Below are 19,253 nucleotides of genomic sequence, written 5' to 3'. Positions count from 1 at the left end.
TGAAATTTAACAGAGCCTTTCTTTTAAAAAGCTTGTAGATTCGCCCTCTAATAATGGACGTTTTCTACAAGCTTCAGGTCTACCTTAAAGAAGTTTTTTCAAACATGAAAAATGAAGTTCACAATAAAAGCGGCACTGATAACATACATAATCCAGTGAATCTCTTTCGCTTTCCCTGTCAATAATTTAATGAAAGTATAGGATAAGAAACCGAATGCTAGCCCTTCTCCGATACTAAAGGTTAATGGCATAAGAATAATGGTAAGAAAAGCAGGTACAGCATCAGTTAAGTCATCCAAGGAGATATTCTTTATTTCTGTTAGCATAAATGCTCCAACCATGATTAAAATAGGAGCTGTTGCAAACGCTGGAATAATGCTGATTAATGGTGTAAACAAAATACTCAACAAGAAAAGGAATGCTACTACCAGCGCTTTAAGCCCTGTTTTTCCTCCTTCAGCAATACCAGTTGCATTTTCTACATATGCATTCATTGCTGTAGTACCCATTGCAGCGCTTGCCATCGTAGCGATAGAATCTGCCATAAGCGCTTTATCCAACCCTTCAATCTCGCCTTCTTTATTCATCAATCCAGCTTTCTTGGATAATCCAATCATAGAGCCTAAATTATCAAATAGTTCCACGAGGGTGAATGAAAAAATAATAGAAAAGAGACCGTACTGGACAGCAGCTTTAATATCCATTTGTAAAAATGTTTCAGAGATACTTGGAAGTGAAAATGACATAATGCTATTAATATTTTTTGGTGTTTCTACAATTCCTAAAATCATCCCAGAAATTGATACTAGCAAGATGCTAATAATGGCTGCTCCCTTAATATTTCGAGCAGTTAAAACGGTTACGATAATAAAACCAATTAAAGCAAGCAAAGGTGCAGGTTTTGTAATTTGCCCAAGTGAAACAAAAGTTGCCTCATTACTTACAATAATGCCAGCTTGTTTAAAACCGATAAAGGCGATAAATAATCCTATCCCGACAGCAATAGCACTTTTTAAGACAGGAGGAATCCCGTCAATTATTTTCTTGCGTAAACCGGTTATCGTAAGAATAAAAAATACCATCCCTGAAATAAAAACGGCGCCTAATCCTGTTTGCCAAGTTAAACCTTGACCTAGTACGACAGTATAAGCAAAAAAAGCATTAAGTCCCATTCCTGGTGCTACTGCAATTGGCATATTAGCCCATAAGGCCATCAGAAGAGTTGCAAATACACTAGCAAAAATGGTGGCAGCAATTGCTGCTTCTTTTGGTATTCCTGCATCAGATAAAATAGTTGGGTTGACAAAAATGATATAACTCATCGTCATAAATGTCGTAATACCTGCAAGAATTTCCGTTTTTACATTCGTTTTCCGTTTCGTTAATTGAAAAAGCTTATCTAACCAGTAAGGATTGGATGGTTTTATTACTTCAACATTTTTCGTCTCCAATTTTCTATTCAACGGCATGATATCTATTATTCTCCTTTAATCATTTAGAATGGAAAAAGTAATATTGTAGACTTAATTACACTTAATGTGCTAAATAACATCCGTGTTTGAATCTTTTGTCTAATAAAACCAAGTTGATAACATTGTATAAAAGCACATGTTTATATGAATATTCAGTTAATACGTTCCTTTTTACGGCCAACATCGCTGCCGAAAGTAACGCCTAATTCCGCAAGCCATCTTCTATACGCAATACTAAGTTTGTCTGGTGTTAAATGCAGCTCTTCTTGTAAGTCAAGCGGCAGCTCCTCTGGTTTTTGACTTTCAACGACCGCCGTATCTTGTTCAATGATGGTTTGTTGAAAATCAACGAAATATTGATCGGATGCATCAAATGAATAGTTTCTTGAAACCAAAGCAAGTACTGTAGATTTTCGTTCTTGTTCAGGACGAGCAGCAAACAACATAGCGAAAATTTCTTTTGATTCATAATTTACTTTCTTTAATCGAGCTACTGTCGGGCTTAATACTTCAAACGTATAATGGATGGTCGCATAATTGCCTGTTCCATCTGCATCTGCATATACAGGAATCTCATCTGTAACAATTCGATCTTCGCGCCAATGAGCTTTGTAGTCAGGGATTTCCGCATAATTCGAGTCTCCGAGAATGCCTTCATGAACAAATGCCAGGTGACTAACATCTAAAAAGTTCTCTACTACTCTTGGAGCGGCAGCATTCATCGTATGTGGATTGGCACAGACGGTCTTAAATGTTGGATCATCATACTCGACGTATTCTGGGAATGGAAATTCACCATCAGATGCATCATCGCTTAGTTTTACCCATATGAGTCCATATTTTTCAGTACAGCTATAGACAACGGCTTTTGCCTTCGGTGGAATGACACGAGTAGGCGGCTGTTGTGGAATCTTTACACATTTACCATCCGTATTGTATTCCCAGCCATGATATGGACAAACAATGCAATCATGTACGACTTTTCCTAATGATAATTCAGCTCCACGGTGGATGCACAAATCTTTAAAAGCTTGAACACCTTTGCTTGTTCGAAATAGGACAATACGTTCACCTAAAACATATACTTGCATCGGCTTATCTGTTAGTTCATGAGAATAAGCAGCGGGCTGCCAAAATTTTGCTAATACTGGATCTTTAAACATTCTATATACCTCCATATCTAAATATTGAACATTAACAAAGTGAATATAAAGAAAATTCGCTCTTTTTTAGTCAGCGGAGCACCCTATTTATATCAATACTGTTAAAATAGGTGCAGCTCCGTATCCTTTTTTACTCTGGATTTCCGTTAAATGGTTCATCAGCAACTTTAATAGATTCCGTTGGACAACCGTCTCGTGCATCCAATAAATCATCATGTAAGTCATCTTCTACTTCTGCAGTTCCCATATTGTTATCAAGAATAACTTCCGCTAACCCTTCCTCATCATAATCAAAAATTTCTGGAGCAGCAGCACCACAAGCTCCACAAGCAATGCAAGTATCTTTATCAACAATTGTAAATTTAGTCAAATAACAGACTCCTTTCTTTATTTAGAATTTATAATAACTGTCTAGCTCCGACGTACAGGACGTGCGTAGTTAGTCGATTTACCTCTTTTGCGTCATTAGCCGGTCAGGGCCGTACTTCAAATCTTCTCGCTTCCGTGAGTCAACAATTGATTAGCCATATTGCTCATCGTATTTCCATTACCAGGTTTTAACGGGCAGTATATTAATACTGAAAAATTGGGAGAATGGATTAAAAACTGCCCGTTAAAACCTGGTAGAAGAACATTTTTCTCCAGGGATGAGCAAGGCGCTTGCACTTTTTTTATTAAGCAAAAACGGATGTACTATGAAGCGGCTGTACTCTTGATTTTGGATCTAAGTAAGCTTTGGCGTTATTGATTGCTGTAGGTGCTTCACCAAATCCAGTCGCAATTAGCTTTACTTTTCCATCAAATGTACATACATCACCAGCTGCATAGACTCCTGGTATATTCGTTTCCATTCGGGAATTGACAACAATTGAATTTTTTTCAATTTCCAATCCCCAATCTTTAATAGAGCCTAATGATGATACAAAGCCATAGTTAACAATGACATCATCGACTTCAATCACTTCTTTCACGTTTTCTTTTACTTTTTCTAAGACAACTTTCGTGATGCGATTATCATCGCCGATAAATTCAACTGGTACATAAGGTGTCATGATGTTAACGTTTGAAGCGTGCAGCTGTTCTACACTGTGTTCATGCGCGCGGAATTTTTCCCTGCGATGAACGAGAATGACTTTTTCTGCGATCGGCTCAAGCATAAGCGCCCAATCAACAGCGGAATCTCCTCCCCCACAGATCATCACTTTTTTGTTGCGGAATTTTTCCAAGTCGTTGATGAAATAATGGAGGTTTTCGCTCTCGTATTGTTCAGCATCTTCCAGCTCGATTTTGCGAGGATGGAAAGCACCATTTCCAGCAGTAATAATAATGGTTCGTGATAAATGTTCTTCTTTATCAGTGGTGAGCTTTATTGTGCCGTTATCTTTTATCTCAAGATCTTTAGCGACTTGTTCTAAACAAATGGTCGGATTGAATTGTCCCATTTGCTCCTTTAAATTGTCGACTAATTCTTGCGCTCTAATTTTTGGAAATCCTGCTATATCGTAAATATATTTTTCAGGATACAAAGTGGAGAGCTGGCCGCCAAGTTGAGGCAAGCTCTCAATGATTTTTACAGATGAATTTCGCATTCCTCCATAAAAAGAAGCAAATAGGCCTATAGGTCCTCCTCCAATTATTGTAATATCATATATTTTTTTATCATTTTCCAAGTTGAAAACCTCCAAAGTGAAGCCAATTTATTGTTGAATTAAGTTAAGTCACAAATTAACTTGTATAATTTGCTCCAAGACCTAGTTGAATAAGAATTTTTCGATAAGCGACAGATGTTTTATCAGCCATGATATGCGTTTCCATTTGTAAGTCAAGCGGTAAATCTTCAGGTTTTTGATTTTCTACCATATCTCTGTCTTCTGTAAATATTTGCAGATTAAAGGCATAAACATCCTCGATAGAAGAATCTTTGTCAAAGTTTCTTGCAAGTGGAACAAATAATTTCGTTTCTCTAGCAGAAACTGGACAGACAGCGTTCATAATCCATAGTTCTCCATCATTAGGGAAGTACACTTTTAATGTAGCTGTAAAAGGTGGATAAACATCAAAGACACGCAGCCATTTGAAGTCTTCCGGATTACGATGCTGTAATGCTTTTGGGTAATTGCTAACGGTGCTTAAATATTCTACATGGAGACCGTAATCTGTATTGTCAACTTGGTATCGAGGGACAAATGGATTTTCTCGATCAGCAAAAGATTCCGTATGCACCCAAGCAAAATGAGCTACATCAAGGAAACCTTCCATTTGTCTTCCAGCAGATCCTTTGATTTCAAATTCCGGACAAACAATTTGTTGAAAATCTGGATTATCCCAAGCCTCGAAGGAAGGGATATTATCTCCTTCTCCTGTTAAAGAGGTCCAAACTAAACCAAAACGTTCAACAACAGGAAAAACAGCCATGCATAGACGTGGATTTATTTTTGCATCAGGATGTGCTGGAATAGAGGTGCATTTCCCGTCTGTATGGAATCGGAATCCATGATAAGGACAAACGATTTCCTCGTCTTCTACCCATCCCATGCTAAGTGGAGTACCTCGGTGAACACAGAGATCACGTGCAACAACGATTTTAGTCTTTGTTCGATAAACAACTAAGTTTACATCAAGCAGCTTAACCGCTAGTGGTTTTTCTGTTACTTCCGAGCTTTGTGCAACAGGGTACCAATACTTGCTTAAAACAGTCCAATCTTCTTTACTAAATGTACAGTCTCTAGGAAATGGAGGTAAATCTCTCTTTTTTGTTTCTGTCGTGTTATTTTGCATAGTAATTCATCCCTTCTGAAATATATTTATTTTTTCTCTGTAGTTATAAAAAAGAGCCGCGAAGACAAAAGAAACAGAAAACATCTTTCTTTTGTCTTCGCGGCTCTTTCCATCCGTAAACAGAGGTTAAGCATCCGCTACTATTTAATATTAGGTTGTTCAAAAAGTCCGGGAACATAAGCTTGCGAACCTCTTCGTTCCGATTGTCCTCCTTTTTGAACACACACTAATATGTTAAATATTGCAGAAAAAACGATTTGAACGCATTCTCTACAATAATGTTATATCGTTATTGATTTTCAATACAAATAACTGTACAAGAAATTCCTTTATTAGGATCATAATCTCTAAACAAGGACGATATTTTTAGATCAAACATAGCTTCAAAATTTGCTTTTAATAACTTTTTATATCGAGAAGATAAAGCAGAATCGAGTGCTAACACCAACTCGCTATGTTCATCACCTAAAGCATCTAGTGCTGGAACACGCTGTGTTTTTGCTAAAATAAGAATTTTATTGTCTATTATATTAATCTTTTGTTCATGCACACCAACATGAAAAATTTCTTTATTTGTGTCATTAAAAAGAGTAGCTAATTTTTTCTTAAAAGAATAATCCATTTGTTTTCACCTTTATCACTATCATTAAGTAATTATGTTACTAGTAGCTTATCAATAAATCAATCTTTTTGTTAGGTTTTCTAACATGTTTTTTGAAAAATTTCATTTTTATGGAAAGTGTTATTTATACTAAATGAAGATAAAATGGTTTTTTATATTATCCTAATAAAACATCTTCGCTTTGATCATGTATTTGTTTGAATTTTGTGTTGCTAAAAAAATCAAGTGTTAGAGATCTTAAATTCATCTTGGCAGCTCCACTGAATAGCGATTTCTCAGCTTGCTTAGCTGTTCTAGTCGATTGACATTCTCTTCTTTATGTTCCATTCCAATGGCAATAATTAAATTCTCAACTAAAAAGGTAGGGGCAATCATAGAATGAAACTCTCTTATATCTCCCCTGCTAGCAAATAATACGATGTCTGCATGAGTGGCAAATTCAGAGACGAGCTGATCTGTAATGATTATTGTATTGTACCCTGTTTGCTTTGCATAATCCAAGATAACCTGTGCTTCAGGAAGCAAACGGATAAATCCAAATAAGACAATCACATCCTCTTTTGTAACATGCATTAAATCTTCGAGCAATTCACTTCCGCCTTTATGGATAATGCGAAGATCCATCCCGTATCTAGACATGCGATACTTCATTAATTCTCCTATTCCTAGGGAAGGGCCTGGGCAATGCAAATAAATGGTCCGCGCTGAAATTAACGTATTAACCGCTTGTTTAAATGTGCTTTCTTTAAATTGCTCCACCGTTTTATACAGATGATTGATAGATGAATTGAGTGTATGGTATTGAAGCGCTTCTTTTTCTACCATTCTCATGACATGTTTCATTTTTCCTGCTGGGGAAACCTCGAGCTGGGAGGCCATTTTCGCTTTGAAATCTTTAAAGTTTTTGTAGCCGACTGAGCGCCAAAAGCGGGAAACAGAAGCAATACTTACCCTTACAGCATCAGCAATTTCTTGCTCCGTCGATAGCAGCACTTGCTGCGTATTTTTTTGGATATAATCAGCAATCTTATATTGGCTAGGTGACATCGATTTAGTATTCCAATTAAAAGTAAGCAAATGAAATCTCCTCACTAGTTGATTTTGACATTAGCATAGCAGATTCGAAGTTTCTTCAATAGAGAAATGATAATTTTTTTACATAATGTTATAAAAAGTTAATAAATTTACAATGGTTTTACGTTCCTACCATATTTTATTAAAGTACGTGTTTTACGATAAGAGCAACCAATTAAAGGAGGAACGATGAATGAGTCAATTAAAAGATAGGTATGTATTAACTCAGTCCCAAAAAATGATGGTATTTATTCTATCTATGTCCTTATACGGGCTATCTAATATGATTACAGAATTAATTCCGTCCGTAAATCTTGGCCCAGTTGAGTTTTCCATTGAGTATTTCGCTTTTATTCCTTTGACATTATGTATGTTATTCCACCCGTTATATGCGGCAATCGGTGCTTCACTAGGAGAGATAGTTTTTGGTGAAATTATGCTAGGTCAGTTTGGCGGATTCGGGGAATTAGAGAAATTTATTGTTTTCTCACTCGCTATGTTTATCGCTGGTTCTCTTGTTAATAATCCTAAAAATAAAAGACAAGTTGGTATTGCGGCAATTACTGGGGTTATTATCCATCAGGCAATAAACGGTATGATTGACATTGGCAAGGTTTGGATTGGAGTGGAAGAGTTAGAGGCTGTTCCTGGATTAGCAGAGAGTGTGGTCGTTATTGAAGGCTTTTCCTTCTTAAATGATGTTTTGTTTTCTGGAATATTCTTTGCGCTTTTGCCAACTGTATATTTGGTGCCGCGTTTATATGGAAAAATTGAGCCGTTGCTAGGAATGAAGCCAAGAGATAACAAGATGAAATATTCAATTAGCGATGTAGTATCTCCAAAATTATTTATCATCGGTATTCTGCTTGCATGCTCTGCCTTTTTATTTGAATACTTATCTGAGGCTGGTTTTAATGTCGAGTGGGAAGCAGATTTTGTTGAAGCGATTGGAGATTGGTTTATTTGGGTAAGTATTGGTGCTGCTGCAATTGTTGCTGTGATCTCAGTAGTTATCATGCGGAAGATGAAAAAGAAAAACAGTTCTAATGAGAGGATTTCTTTATGACGGTACAAATCGAACTAGATCAAGTTACCTTTCGATATCCAGGAGAGGATCAACCAGTTTTAAATGATATCTCTTTGACTATTAATAAAGGCGATTTTATGGCCATTATAGGCAGTAATGGCAGTGGGAAGTCTACACTATGTAAATTGCTAAACGGACTGATTCCTCATTATTATGTAGGTGACTTCTCAGGAAAGGTCGTCGTTAATGGGTTATTAACGACAGAGCATAAGGTGGCTGATCTCTCCCATCATGTTGGGTATGTGTATCAGGATTTTGAAAATCAGCTTGTTAGTCCACGTGTGTTGGAGGATGCTAGCTTTGCACCACTTAATTTTGGTTATGCTGATTATAAAGAAAGAGGAAAACGTGCGCTAGAAATAGTTGGTCTTCATGGTCATGATAATGAATTCGTTTGGCAGCTAAGCGGTGGGCAGAAGCATCAGCTTGCCTTAGCTGGTGCACTGTCTCTTGATCCTGAAATCTTGATCATTGATGAGCCTATTGCACAGCTTGATCCTGTCCATGCAGAAGAAATATATAAAATTTTAAAAAAGCTCAATCAAGATTTTGGAAAAACAATTATTGTCATTGAGCATCACACGGAATTTATCGCTAATTACTGTAGTCAAGTCGTATTAATGAATAAAGGTCAAGTTGTTTGGAAAAGGCAGACAAAGGATGCCTTAACAGCGGTAGAGGAGCTTATGATGAGCCAAATATATCCACCGCAGGTTACACAAGCAGCGTACCAATTACAACCTTTTAAAAAGTTAAATTGCCGGTGACGTTAGAAGAAGCGGAAGAGGTTTTTAAGTCGCCTGTAAATAATCATCAAGAAGAGCTCCCTAGTGAACATACCCGTGTTCAGGATAAGGAAGAGAAAATCCTTGAAATAAAAAATGTCAGCTTCTCGTATAAAATAATCGACCGTTCTAAAAGAAAGATATTAAAGGGAAACAGCTTGGATATTCATCGAGGGGACTTAATCGCACTAGTAGGCAATAATGGTGCAGGAAAATCAACATTAATGCGACTGCTTACTGGACTTGTTAAACCAGAACAAGGGGATGTAATGGTACATGGGATGAATACTCGCCACTTTTCACCTGAGAAGTTGGCTGATATTGTCACGTATATTTACCAAAACCCTGAAGAGATGTTTATTGAAGATTGTGTTCGAAAAGATGTGGAGTTCTTTTTAAAAGCACGGAAAATTCCTGGGTATGAGAAGACAGTAGATAAAGTTCTGGAGCAGTTTGAACTGACAGAATTACAAGACAAGGACAGTCGTTTAATGAGCGGCGGCCAACAAAGAAGAGCCTCATTGGCTATAGGAGTTGCAATGAATCCGTCTGTTATTTTGTTAGATGAACCGACAGCGAACCTTGATATTGCAACACGCAAGCATATCACGAAACTAATCGACTCGTTAAAAGAACAAGTAGGTGCGGTTATTATTGCTACGCATGATATGCAGCTTGTTGCAGAGTGGGCGAATAGAATCATCGTCTTACATGAAGGTGAGGTTATTCATGATGGAAACCGTGAAACGGTATTCAGCAATGTTGAGTTACTAGAGAAAGCAGGGCTTAAGTCTCCGCAAATATTAGAGTTAAGCAGAAGGCTGAATATGTCACCACTAGCATATACCGTCGATGATTTTGTTCAATCGATTAAGAGGAGGGAGGAAAGAGAAAGTGGAGTATACTCGGAAACTGTCTGAAAAACTATCAGTAGAACAGGTAAAGATTGAACTATTAAATACAGCATATGGAAATAGTGAAACATTTTTAGCCAAGTTAGATCCTCGAACTCTATTTATCTGGTATTTATTCTTCGGAGTTGCTCCTTGGTTTATTCATAATCAAACTATCTTAGTAGGTTTGTTTGTTTTTATGATTGTGACAACGTTTATGTCAAGAGTATCACTATTAATTATCATCATCCTCTGCTTAGGATTGTTGGGGCAAGGAGGATATCTATTGATTGCCTCTTGGTTTTTTGGAGGGAATTTACAGGCGATTCTGCCGCTTATGATTCTTACCTTAAAGCTTTCGATTATTTCTTTAGCAAGTATTACAGTGTTCTGCTCCATGGATCCTGAAAAATTAAGCAATGGTCTTCTTAAGATAGGGGTGCCGGGGCAAGTATCTTTTAGCATCGCTTACGGATACCGCATGCTTCCTAGCTTATTAGAAGAGTATCACCATGTATTTCTGTCTTTTCGATTACGTGGAAAGGCTCCAAAGAAGAACGGTATTTTGTACTGGCGCTCGATTATTTATTTTTCGAAAATTGCCGTATTATCCTTTTATCCGTTGCTTTTAAGCACAGCGAAAAGAGCGAGAACAACAGTGGAAGCGTTAGAAACAAAGGGAAGTTTTTATGCGTTTAGCCGACCTGAGGTGAAGAAAATCAAGCTTGCACATCTGTCTCTTCAATCTCGTGATTACCTTTTTCTAGCTATTTCTATATTGTATGTCGTGGTCTTGTTTACTTTTGCTAAATTATATTAATAAACTATAGGGAGTTAAAATAATGAGAATAGATTTTCATAGTCATGTAAAATTTTCGAAAAAATCGAATTTTATGCCTGAATATTTCAAAGAGATGATGAAAGAGGCAAAGGCAAGTGGCTTAACAGCGCTGGCATTGACTGAGCATTTTAATACAAAACGTTTTACTGATATTTATGATTATCTTGAACAGCATTACACATATAAAAATGGATATTATGATATAGAAGGATTTAAGCTTTTTCCTGGTATTGAAGTAGATGTGAAAGAGATTGGTCATATTCTGCTTATAGGAAGCAGAGAAGATGTTTTATCTATTAGAAAACTACTAGATAACAACACAAAGGCAGACAATTTTATCCCTTTTGATATGCTAATGGATATAGCGGAACAGTATCATGTATTAAAGATTGGAGCACACCCGTTTAGAGAAAGCACGCCGCTCTATCATCTTAAAGTAGAACAGCTCCGCCGCTTAGATGCCTTTGATCTAAACGGAAAAGATTTATATGCTCAAGGACTAGACCCATATCGTGAAAAATTAACCGCGTTTGCAGAGAAGGTTGGTCTTTCGATTGTTGGCGGAAGCGATACACATCAATTTTTACAATATGGCAGTGTATATAATGATTTTGAGCAGGAATGCAATAATGTTGCTGATTTAAAGGCTTGTATTGCTTCTGGAAACTATCAAGTAAATACTTCACAAGATTTACAGTTAAAAGTAAAATCAGCAACTCTTGTAAAAGATTTATTGAAAAAATTGTTAAAAGCAGATGTTCAATATACACCAAAAGAGAAGAAGAACAGCGAAAAAGAAGCAGTTACTTTAGAAATGGACTAGAGAAGGTTCGGATTTTTGTAAATGAGTGGGAGTTTTTAGGAAACATATTTTCAAGCTCCCACTTTTTTCAACAGACAACATAAATGTTCTATGAAAATGGCTGATCTTCTATTTTAATGGATTGTGCTGGGCAGCTATCTTGCGCTTCCATTAAATCATCATACATTTCTTCTTCTACTGTTGCGGTACCCGTATTATTATCAAGGGTAACTTCAGCTAGGCCGTCTTCATCAAAATCAAAGATTTCTGGAGCGATTGCCCCACATGCTGCGCAAGCAATACAAGTATCTTTTTCAACGATTGTAAATTTCCCCATTATCTATTCTCCTTTCAAACTGATTTTTCTATAATTATAGTAACTCTAAAACCGACAATTTTTTTCGGAAAATTGTGGCTATTTTTTAACATGTTTTGGAATAGTTTCTAGGATCTTTTGAAACTTCATTTTAGAACATAGATGGAGCCAAAAATGAATTAAACGATTTATCACAAAAATGCTGACATTATCAAGCAATTCGCTTACGTTTTTAATTTAGGTATACTATAATTATTTACAACCATGATGGGGAGGCTATTCTTTTTATTATGAAACTAGAATGGTTGACGATATTAGCATAAAAGTACGCATGAAATACATATGAATATAAGTATTCACGTATGAAGAGTAAGTGTTTTTTCACTGAATAGAAAGTCTATTTTTAAAATATAGAAATTATTGAATCTCTGAATCTTAAAAATGACTTGAAGGTATGGTTTTTTCATATTGGGGATTTTTGAAGAAAAGGGGAAGGAAATTGGGTGCTTTTAATATAGGGGTGTCCATGTACGAACTATATTAGATATGTGTCACCACTCGACATGATCTAACATAAAAATTAACTAAATTTTCAGAATGGGAGTGAGATCATGAAGAGATTTCATTGGATCAAGTGGCGTACTTTCCTTATTAGATTCATCATTTTAGCCGCTTTAGGCATATTATTATGGGCGGGAGGTCCAAAAGCCTGGAATGTCGCACTAAGCATTCTCAATGTTTTGCTGCAATTACTTTTTGCTGTAGTGTTTATTATTATTCAATTTGTAGCACTCTTTTGGTTTTTGGCTCGAGGACGAACGTATTGGATTTTACCGGGAGAGACTGGTTCTTCCTGGGATGATTATCGGGGCAATCCTGAAATCGTTGAGAATGCAAAACGGATCGTGACGCTTTTAAAGGGTGTGAAGGAATTTAAGCAAATGGGTGGCGAAGCGATTCGTGGATTGCTGCTTTGTGGACCTCCAGGAACGGGTAAGTCTTATCTTGCACAAGTTATTGCCAATGAAGCTCAAGTCCCATTTGCATATGCTTCAGCTCCAAGTTTTCAAAATATGTTTTTTGGTGTCGGAAACTTAAAAGTGATGGGACTATATAAAAAAGCTAGAAAGTTAGCAAAAGTGTATGGTGCGTGCATCATTTTTATCGATGAAGTCGACGCCATTGGAATGTCGCGTCAGTCGGGCGGCGGTGCAGCTGGTGGAATGTTCGGCATGGGCGGCGGCACAGGTCTACTAAATGAGCTCCTTTTACAAATGGACCCGCCGAATATCGATAACTCAAGGATTGCAAAATTGCTCCGTTTAGTTGGGCTGCGCCGTAAAAAGGCAGATCGACCAGCGGTATTGACCATTGCAGCAACCAATCTGCCTGATGTCCTAGACCAAGCATTGCTTCGGCCAGGTCGTTTCGATCGGAAACTTTGGGTCGATACACCAGATTATGATGGAAGGGTAGATGTCTTCCAATATTATCTTAAAAAGGTGAAGCGAGATGCTACCCTTACTGCGGATCGAGTAGCTTTAGACACGATTGGCTATAGTCCAGCACAGATCAAACATATCGTTAATGAGTCGATCGTAATAGCTCATCAACGAGGTGCCCAAGACGCCAGCTATGAGGACTTCCGTAATGCTATGGAGACGTATGAGTGGGGGCTTAAACAACCTCTCCGTTCCATGAGTGAGGATGAGAAAAGAAATGTCGCTTACCATGAAGCTGGCCATGCGGTAGCCCAATACTTGCTAAAGCCTCACGAACGAGTGTGGAAGGTGACGATTATCCGAAGAGGCGGTGCGCTCGGGCTTGCAGCAACAAAACCGACGAAAGAGCGCTATAACCGCAGTGACAGTGAAATGTTAGCAGAGATTCAAGTTTGTTTAGCAGCACGTGCCGCTGAAGAGGAATTCCTAGGGAAGAAATTAAACGGTGTCACTTCCGATCTACAACAAGCTACACAATTAGCTGGAGCTTATATTGGTATGGTTGGGATGGGTGATGAGCTGTTCAGTTGGCTAACAACAGGATCTCATACCGATGCCTTAAAGCAATTGCGACCAAAGATTAATAAGTTATTAGATGACCAAATGAATCAAGTCAAAAAGTTAATAAAAGAACAGTCAAACTTTGTTCACGAAATTGCCGAAGAATTACTGAAGCGCGGCGATCTTACGGGAGAGGAAATTGAGCAAATTTATATTCAGTTAAACGGTCATGCTAGACAAGAAGTACCAGAGATAAAAGTACATGTCGTATTTGATGCAATCGATCAAGTAGCGGCAAACTCATCTGAACGTGTTGAATAAGAGGTTGTCCGATAAGTTGGTATGATCAACTTATCGTGGCCTCTTTTTACATACTAAAAATGTGCTTTTAAACTCCATACATCCTTAATCGGTTATGAATTATTATTGCAAAAATGTTTTCAACATAATAATTGCAGGGATTCTCATAAATTGTCAGCTGACAAAACTAAAGTATCTTTTCGCTTTTTGCGGATAAACACCGTCTGTGTGATGCCATTTCCAAAATAAATTATTTGCCTTTTTACCTATTACGCCATGTAAAATCATTCCTGGTATGACTAAATCAAGGGGCAAACCTTTTATGTTATAAATGCGTTTAGAATGTATATCTGTTAATACAATGGTGTCGCTAAAGATTCTAGTTACTTCAAATAAACTGTCTTTTGTATCTTTAAACTCGGAGAACTCTTCTTCTAATTTTTCTAAATCACGATTATAATCCCAATCTTTTTGGTGAATGTTCGGAAAAGTACTTAAAAAGAGGTGGTTTAGCAGTTGTTCACAAGCTTTAAGATCATTAAATGCTTCTGTATACTTGCCTATTACCTTACAGAATCCTGTATTGGCACGATGATCAAGCCATTGGCTAAATTTCTGCAATTCTGACATAAATGCTTCTGCTTCTTTTTTTTCTGGCGTAATTTTGATAGAGAGAGGAAAATAGAGGAAAATTAGTTTTTCCCAAAAGGGAGTTTTGCACTTTTTCCAAGAGGAAGGAATTTTATCTTCTAAATAATCGGTCATATAACTGGAGAATATCCGGAGAAATTCATTGCGATGGTCATCTGAAAAATGATCTTGTTTATACTCGATTAAATCATCCCCATAAAATTCAAAGAGAGCACGAAACCTCATATTAAAATGAGAACTAATTTGAATTTTCTTTAAAAATTTTTGGCGTTCTTGAGAATTTTCAATAGGATGGAGCATGATTTTTGTTTGAGGGGTACGTTCACAACAATCTTCCTTTGCTTTTCCGCTGCCGCATAAACAATAAGAAAAATCTTTCATGAAATATCAACCAACTTTCTATACAATTTTTTTAATTAGGAAAAATACTAAGTGAGAGGTAATAAGAGGGTTACTAGGAGTTAATCCGTATTATACATGTTATCTCACTAATATAAAAGAGATAAATTTAGAAAATTTTGTGAATTTTTTAGATTGAAAGAGGCGCAAAATACTAAAAAATAGTATTTTACGCCTCTTTTGTGTTTTTAATATACTTTATCTCCATTAAAGATAGAGTTTTTAACAATTACATAATCAACGTTGCGGATTGCTTCTAATTTATTTCCTCCAGCATAGGAAATAGAGGATTGAAGATCTTGCTCCATTTCTGTCAACGTATCTTGCAGGGAACCTTTGTGCTCGACAAACATTTTTTTGCCTTCTACATTTTTTCTTTCGCCTTTTTGGAATTCCGAAGCAGAACCAAAGTATTCTTTAAAAAGCTTTCCATCTGTGTCAAATGTTTCTCCTGGAGATTCTTCATGTCCAGCAAATAACGAACCAATCATAACCATAGAAGCACCAAATCGAACGGATTTAGCGATATCACCATTTGTACGAATGCCTCCATCCGCAATAATCGGCTTGCTTGCTGCTTTTGCACACCAACGTAATGCTGCTAATTGCCATCCACCAGTTCCAAATCCTGTTTTAATTTTTGTAATACATACTTTACCTGGTCCAATGCCCACTTTGGTTGCATCTGCCCCTGCATGTTCTAACTCTCTTACTGCTTCTGGCGTTCCTACATTTCCCGCAATAACAAAGGTTTCAGGCAAGTATTGTTTTATATGCTGAATCATCTTTATGACAGCATTTGAATGACCATGTGCAATATCGATTGTAATGTAATCAGGAATAAGATTTTCTTCTGCTAATTGTTGAATGAAACCATACTCTTCTTCTTTCACACCAACACTAATAGAAGCGAGTAATCCACGCGACTGCATATCTTGAATAAAAGAAATACGCTTTTCAGGCTGAAAACGATGCATGATATAGAAGTAGCCATTTTCCGCTAAATAAATAGCGATCTTTTCGTCTATAATAGTTTGCATATTTGCAGGTACGACAGGCAGTTTAAATGTATGTCTACCTAATGTTACAGTTGTATCACATTCAGAACGGCTATTCACAATACATTTTGCAGGAATTAATTGAATATCTTCATAATCAAACACATTTTCCATGGTTTACACTCCCTAAACACGAATATTTTAAACTGTTTATATAAAATTGTTCGTCCATTTGGTAATGTACATTATTTTTATTAATATGTCAAAGTATTTTGTAATTTATGTATAAAAAAGTGATCTTAATATTATTTACCCTTATAATTGCGAATGAAAAGAAGGAATTTTATACTAGAAACGATAGGATACGGAATGGGGGGGTAGAAGTGAAAACAATAGTAGAAAAACTAAATTTGCAAAAATATGAAAAAGCAGCGGTCCTCAATTTACCAGAAGGTGCAGATTATTTAGATACGTTAGCGAATTATGAGGTTGAGTTAAACAGTAACGAGCAGTATGATCTTATTTTTGCTTTTGTACTAGAGATGGATGCTTTAAAAGAGCTTGTAAACAAGGTTATTGAAAAAAACTATCTAAATAAAAATGGCTATTTATTCGCAGCGTATCCAAAAAAGGGGAATAAAGTATATCCAACGTTTATTCATCGTGATGAATTATTAGTTGGTCTAGGTGCAGATGAAGATGGGTATGTTGGGACAAGCAACATAAAATTTGCGCGAATGGTAGGACTGGATGAAGTTTTTACGGTTGTCGGTTTGAAAGAAGATAGCAAAAATCGACATAAAAAGTCAACAACACCAAGTCAATGTGTAGATGATTATATAGAGTTAATACCGCATATAGAAAAAGATTTGCAAGATATTCCCGAGCTGCTGACATTGTATCAATCCCTTACACCAGGTTACCGTAAAGATTGGGCTCGTTATGTGTACAGCGCTAAACAAGAGGCGACAAAAGAAAAACGGCGCGAGGAAATGAAGATGATATTAGGGAAAGGATATAAAAGTCGGGATCTTTATCGTAGAGATAATAAATAAATGTTTGTTAAAACGAATGCATTCCGATAAAAAAAAAACGTGTCATATTGGAATGAAGTGACACGTTTTTTAATAATACTCAGCTACTCTTCAGCCAATTCCGAAGAAACTAAATCGGCAACAAGGATATAGCGCCTTGGTGCATCTCCGATAAAGTTAAACGGATAGCAGGTTGAAACGGTCAGCGTCGCTTTTGGTTTTGGCACGATGACTGTTCGATCATCCTTATCGACAATCCGTACTTTTTTCACTTTATACGTAAATTCACCAGCAGAGGTTTTTACCGTTAAAAGGTCTCCCTTGCCAACTTCTCCAAGTTTTCGAAAGACGGTATCTCGGTGGCCTGAAAGCACAGAATTGTCTTTTTCCCCTGGTAAAACACTTCCTGCAAAATGGCCGACGCCTTTTTCCAGCTCCTCTTCATCTGTTCCATGAAAAATAGGGAGGTTAGCATTAAGCTTTGGAATAATCAGCTCCCCGACGTTTTCTCCTTTTTTAGGGCTTTCAGGATAAAGGGAAGCTTGTTCTTTTTCTTCTTTCTGTTTTTTCTCCACCTTTTCATTCGGTTGTTTTTTGTCAGCATCAGCGTGTACTTGCCCTGTTTTAAAAAGGAAGTAGCCCTTTAAAAAAGTATAAGCATTTGTGCCGCTAAACCAAATTCCAAACAAAATGATTGCTGCAGATAGAGAAAGAAGCAGAAAACGTCTTCTTTTTTTGCTTCTAATCTTCTTTTTATTTGCTCTCATTTTTACATTCCTTTAATCAGAATACGGCGAAATAGAACGATGCCAATGAAAACAAATGCTAATCCAACTAAAGTGTTTTGCAGGTAATCGGAAGCTGTATTTGGAAGTTTGCCTCCTTTGACTGTTTTAACAACAAGTGTTTTCGCCTTTGCAGGAGTATGTGATACTACTTTCTCCACTTCCTTTATGTCATTTCCTGTTTCTTTTATGAGTTCGGATTTAAACATATCGGCAGTCAACAAAACATCAGCAAGGAAATCTCCTTGGTTGTTGTATATTTCAATTAATAAGTCAGCGCCTTTTGTAGTGGTCATGGTCATTAACGAATCAAAAGATACTGGCTTTTTCTCCCCATCTTGTACAAGATAGTATTTTGTATTTACTTGTAAAAGATGAAGCATGCTGTTTGATATGTCTAGAAGTTCGGCAATTTGTTCAGCGGATAGGTCATTAGCAGAATCAAAGTTTTCAAAGGCCATCATTCGATCGCCAAGTGCTGTCAACTTCTCTATGAAAGCTGGATCTTCTCCAACAAGCTTTTCAAAATGTGCAGATAGTTCCTCTTTCTCTTCTTTTGATAATTGGACTGCATTTAATAGATTTGACATCTCCTCGTCGATGTCACCACCGCCATTTTGATAATAATCCACGGTATACTCAAGGTCTTCGATGAATTGATAGTTTTCTATCGAATCACTTTGTTCTTGTAAAAACTTCTCTAACTCATCTTTGGACTTGTAGCCATACGTATCTAAAAGTTTTTGCAGATTGTTATCATCAATCGGAGTACCTTCTGAGCCGTTTAAGTAAAAGTCGACATAATCAGATAGTTCTTCGCTAAAAAGGATGGATGTACCTTCTAATACATCTTCTCCCTCTTCTAAATCCCCGTTTTCAACAAGAAGAGCATTTAACTTTTCCCGGTCTAATCCGAACTACTCGAGGACAGGTTGAATAGATTCTTCCGTAATAGGGGTGCCTAGGTCATCAGTAGATTCAAACTCTTCTAAATTCCAATCTTTGCTTTTTAAATAATCTATGTAATCTTGTTTATCCCAGCCAATATCTTGTAAAAATAGTTCTAAATCTTTGTCATCAGATTCGATTGCAAAAGTTGCAGCAGGTGAAAAACTTAATCCAATCATAACAGCAGATAATAGACATAATATGCGCTTCATGGTTTCCTCCTAGATTTTAAATAGATTTGTTCAAGATTATTATAATTGTAAAAAATGGATTTAGAAACAATAAAGTGTTTCTACAAAACT

General features: G+C 36.7%; 20 protein-coding genes. 7 read left to right on the top strand and 13 right to left on the bottom strand.

Features of this window, described 5'->3' with window-relative positions:
- Positions 1-98: 98 nt before the first annotated feature.
- From ACTXGU_RS16785 to ACTXGU_RS16755, 7 genes are all read right to left on the bottom strand, one after another.
- On the bottom strand, positions 99-1,469 hold the full coding sequence (locus ACTXGU_RS16785) for an NCS2 family permease (protein WP_443482685.1): 1,371 nt from the start codon (positions 1,467-1,469) through the stop codon (positions 99-101).
- Positions 1,470-1,624: 155 nt separating this feature from the next.
- Positions 1,625-2,635, bottom strand: a complete 1,011-nt coding sequence (locus ACTXGU_RS16780) for an aromatic ring-hydroxylating dioxygenase subunit alpha (protein ID WP_443482684.1) — start codon at positions 2,633-2,635, stop codon at positions 1,625-1,627.
- A 130-nt stretch (positions 2,636-2,765) separates the two neighbouring features.
- Positions 2,766-3,005: a ferredoxin gene (locus ACTXGU_RS16775; RefSeq protein WP_443482683.1), complete on the bottom strand. Its 240-nt coding sequence runs from the start codon at positions 3,003-3,005 to the stop codon at positions 2,766-2,768.
- Positions 3,006-3,309: 304 nt separating this feature from the next.
- The gene (locus ACTXGU_RS16770) at positions 3,310-4,305 is read right to left on the bottom strand and encodes an NAD(P)/FAD-dependent oxidoreductase (protein ID WP_443482682.1); all 996 of its coding nucleotides are present in this window, start codon (positions 4,303-4,305) and stop codon (positions 3,310-3,312) included.
- Positions 4,306-4,360: 55 nt separating this feature from the next.
- Positions 4,361-5,413: a Rieske 2Fe-2S domain-containing protein gene (locus ACTXGU_RS16765; protein WP_443482681.1), complete on the bottom strand. Its 1,053-nt coding sequence runs from the start codon at positions 5,411-5,413 to the stop codon at positions 4,361-4,363.
- Positions 5,414-5,702: 289 nt separating this feature from the next.
- Positions 5,703-6,035 (bottom strand): Na-translocating system protein MpsC family protein, encoded by a 333-nt coding sequence (locus ACTXGU_RS16760; protein WP_443482680.1) that lies wholly within the window; start codon positions 6,033-6,035, stop codon positions 5,703-5,705.
- Between the two features lie 243 nt (positions 6,036-6,278).
- A complete protein-coding gene (locus ACTXGU_RS16755; protein ID WP_443482679.1) occupies positions 6,279-7,112 on the bottom strand; it encodes a MurR/RpiR family transcriptional regulator in 834 nt (277 codons plus the stop codon).
- A gap of 190 nt (positions 7,113-7,302) precedes the next feature.
- Between ACTXGU_RS16755 and ACTXGU_RS16750 the strand changes: the two genes are divergently transcribed.
- Genes ACTXGU_RS16750 through ACTXGU_RS16730 form a run of 5 tightly spaced genes read left to right on the top strand, consistent with a single transcriptional unit; the run spans position 7,303 to position 11,538 of the window.
- Positions 7,303-8,175 (top strand): cell division protein FtsQ, encoded by an 873-nt coding sequence (locus tag ACTXGU_RS16750; RefSeq protein ID WP_443482678.1) that lies wholly within the window; start codon positions 7,303-7,305, stop codon positions 8,173-8,175.
- A complete protein-coding gene (locus tag ACTXGU_RS16745; RefSeq protein WP_443482677.1) occupies positions 8,172-8,963 on the top strand; it encodes an energy-coupling factor ABC transporter ATP-binding protein in 792 nt (263 codons plus the stop codon). The genes ACTXGU_RS16750 and ACTXGU_RS16745 overlap by 4 nt, the downstream gene beginning before the upstream one ends.
- Positions 8,960-9,901, top strand: coding sequence for an energy-coupling factor ABC transporter ATP-binding protein (locus tag ACTXGU_RS16740; RefSeq protein WP_443482676.1), 942 nt, complete (start codon positions 8,960-8,962; stop codon positions 9,899-9,901). The genes ACTXGU_RS16745 and ACTXGU_RS16740 overlap by 4 nt, the downstream gene beginning before the upstream one ends.
- Positions 9,876-10,694 (top strand): energy-coupling factor transporter transmembrane component T family protein, encoded by an 819-nt coding sequence (locus ACTXGU_RS16735; RefSeq protein ID WP_443482675.1) that lies wholly within the window; start codon positions 9,876-9,878, stop codon positions 10,692-10,694. Before ACTXGU_RS16740 ends, ACTXGU_RS16735 begins: the two co-directional genes overlap by 26 nt.
- Before the next feature lie 22 nt (positions 10,695-10,716).
- The gene (locus tag ACTXGU_RS16730; protein WP_443482674.1) at positions 10,717-11,538 is read left to right on the top strand and encodes a PHP domain-containing protein; all 822 of its coding nucleotides are present in this window, start codon (positions 10,717-10,719) and stop codon (positions 11,536-11,538) included.
- Between the two features lie 88 nt (positions 11,539-11,626).
- Here the strand turns inward: ACTXGU_RS16730 and ACTXGU_RS16725 are convergent, their stop codons facing one another.
- On the bottom strand, positions 11,627-11,854 hold the full coding sequence (locus ACTXGU_RS16725; RefSeq protein ID WP_443482673.1) for a ferredoxin: 228 nt from the start codon (positions 11,852-11,854) through the stop codon (positions 11,627-11,629).
- A 719-nt stretch (positions 11,855-12,573) separates the two neighbouring features.
- On the opposite strand from ACTXGU_RS16725, the gene ACTXGU_RS16720 reads away from it, so the two are divergent.
- Positions 12,574-14,157: an AAA family ATPase gene (locus ACTXGU_RS16720; protein WP_443482672.1), complete on the top strand. Its 1,584-nt coding sequence runs from the start codon at positions 12,574-12,576 to the stop codon at positions 14,155-14,157.
- A gap of 153 nt (positions 14,158-14,310) precedes the next feature.
- Here the strand turns inward: ACTXGU_RS16720 and ACTXGU_RS16715 are convergent, their stop codons facing one another.
- On the bottom strand, positions 14,311-15,168 hold the full coding sequence (locus ACTXGU_RS16715; RefSeq protein ID WP_443482671.1) for a hypothetical protein: 858 nt from the start codon (positions 15,166-15,168) through the stop codon (positions 14,311-14,313).
- 206 nt (positions 15,169-15,374) lie between these two features.
- Positions 15,375-16,358: a GMP reductase gene (guaC, locus tag ACTXGU_RS16710; protein WP_443482670.1), complete on the bottom strand. Its 984-nt coding sequence runs from the start codon at positions 16,356-16,358 to the stop codon at positions 15,375-15,377.
- 209 nt (positions 16,359-16,567) lie between these two features.
- Here guaC and ACTXGU_RS16705 point away from each other — a divergent pair, with 209 nt between their 5' ends.
- Positions 16,568-17,239 carry a YdeI/OmpD-associated family protein gene (locus ACTXGU_RS16705; protein ID WP_443482669.1) on the top strand — a complete coding sequence of 224 codons (672 nt, stop codon included), beginning with the start codon at positions 16,568-16,570 and terminating at the stop codon, positions 17,237-17,239.
- A gap of 83 nt (positions 17,240-17,322) precedes the next feature.
- Here the strand turns inward: ACTXGU_RS16705 and ACTXGU_RS16700 are convergent, their stop codons facing one another.
- From ACTXGU_RS16700 to ACTXGU_RS16690, 3 genes are all read right to left on the bottom strand, one after another.
- A complete protein-coding gene (locus ACTXGU_RS16700; RefSeq protein ID WP_443482668.1) occupies positions 17,323-17,985 on the bottom strand; it encodes a class D sortase in 663 nt (220 codons plus the stop codon).
- 2 nt (positions 17,986-17,987) lie between these two features.
- Positions 17,988-18,767: a processed acidic surface protein gene (locus tag ACTXGU_RS16695; RefSeq protein ID WP_443482755.1), complete on the bottom strand. Its 780-nt coding sequence runs from the start codon at positions 18,765-18,767 to the stop codon at positions 17,988-17,990.
- 153 nt (positions 18,768-18,920) lie between these two features.
- Positions 18,921-19,163: a processed acidic surface protein gene (locus ACTXGU_RS16690; RefSeq protein WP_443482667.1), complete on the bottom strand. Its 243-nt coding sequence runs from the start codon at positions 19,161-19,163 to the stop codon at positions 18,921-18,923.
- Between the last annotated feature and the right edge of the window lie 90 nt (positions 19,164-19,253).

It is taken from the genome of Niallia sp. 01092 (assembly GCF_052318935.1).
Classification (GTDB): domain Bacteria; phylum Bacillota; class Bacilli; order Bacillales; family Cytobacillaceae; genus Niallia.
This window is presented reverse-complemented; position numbering and strand designations above follow the sequence as displayed.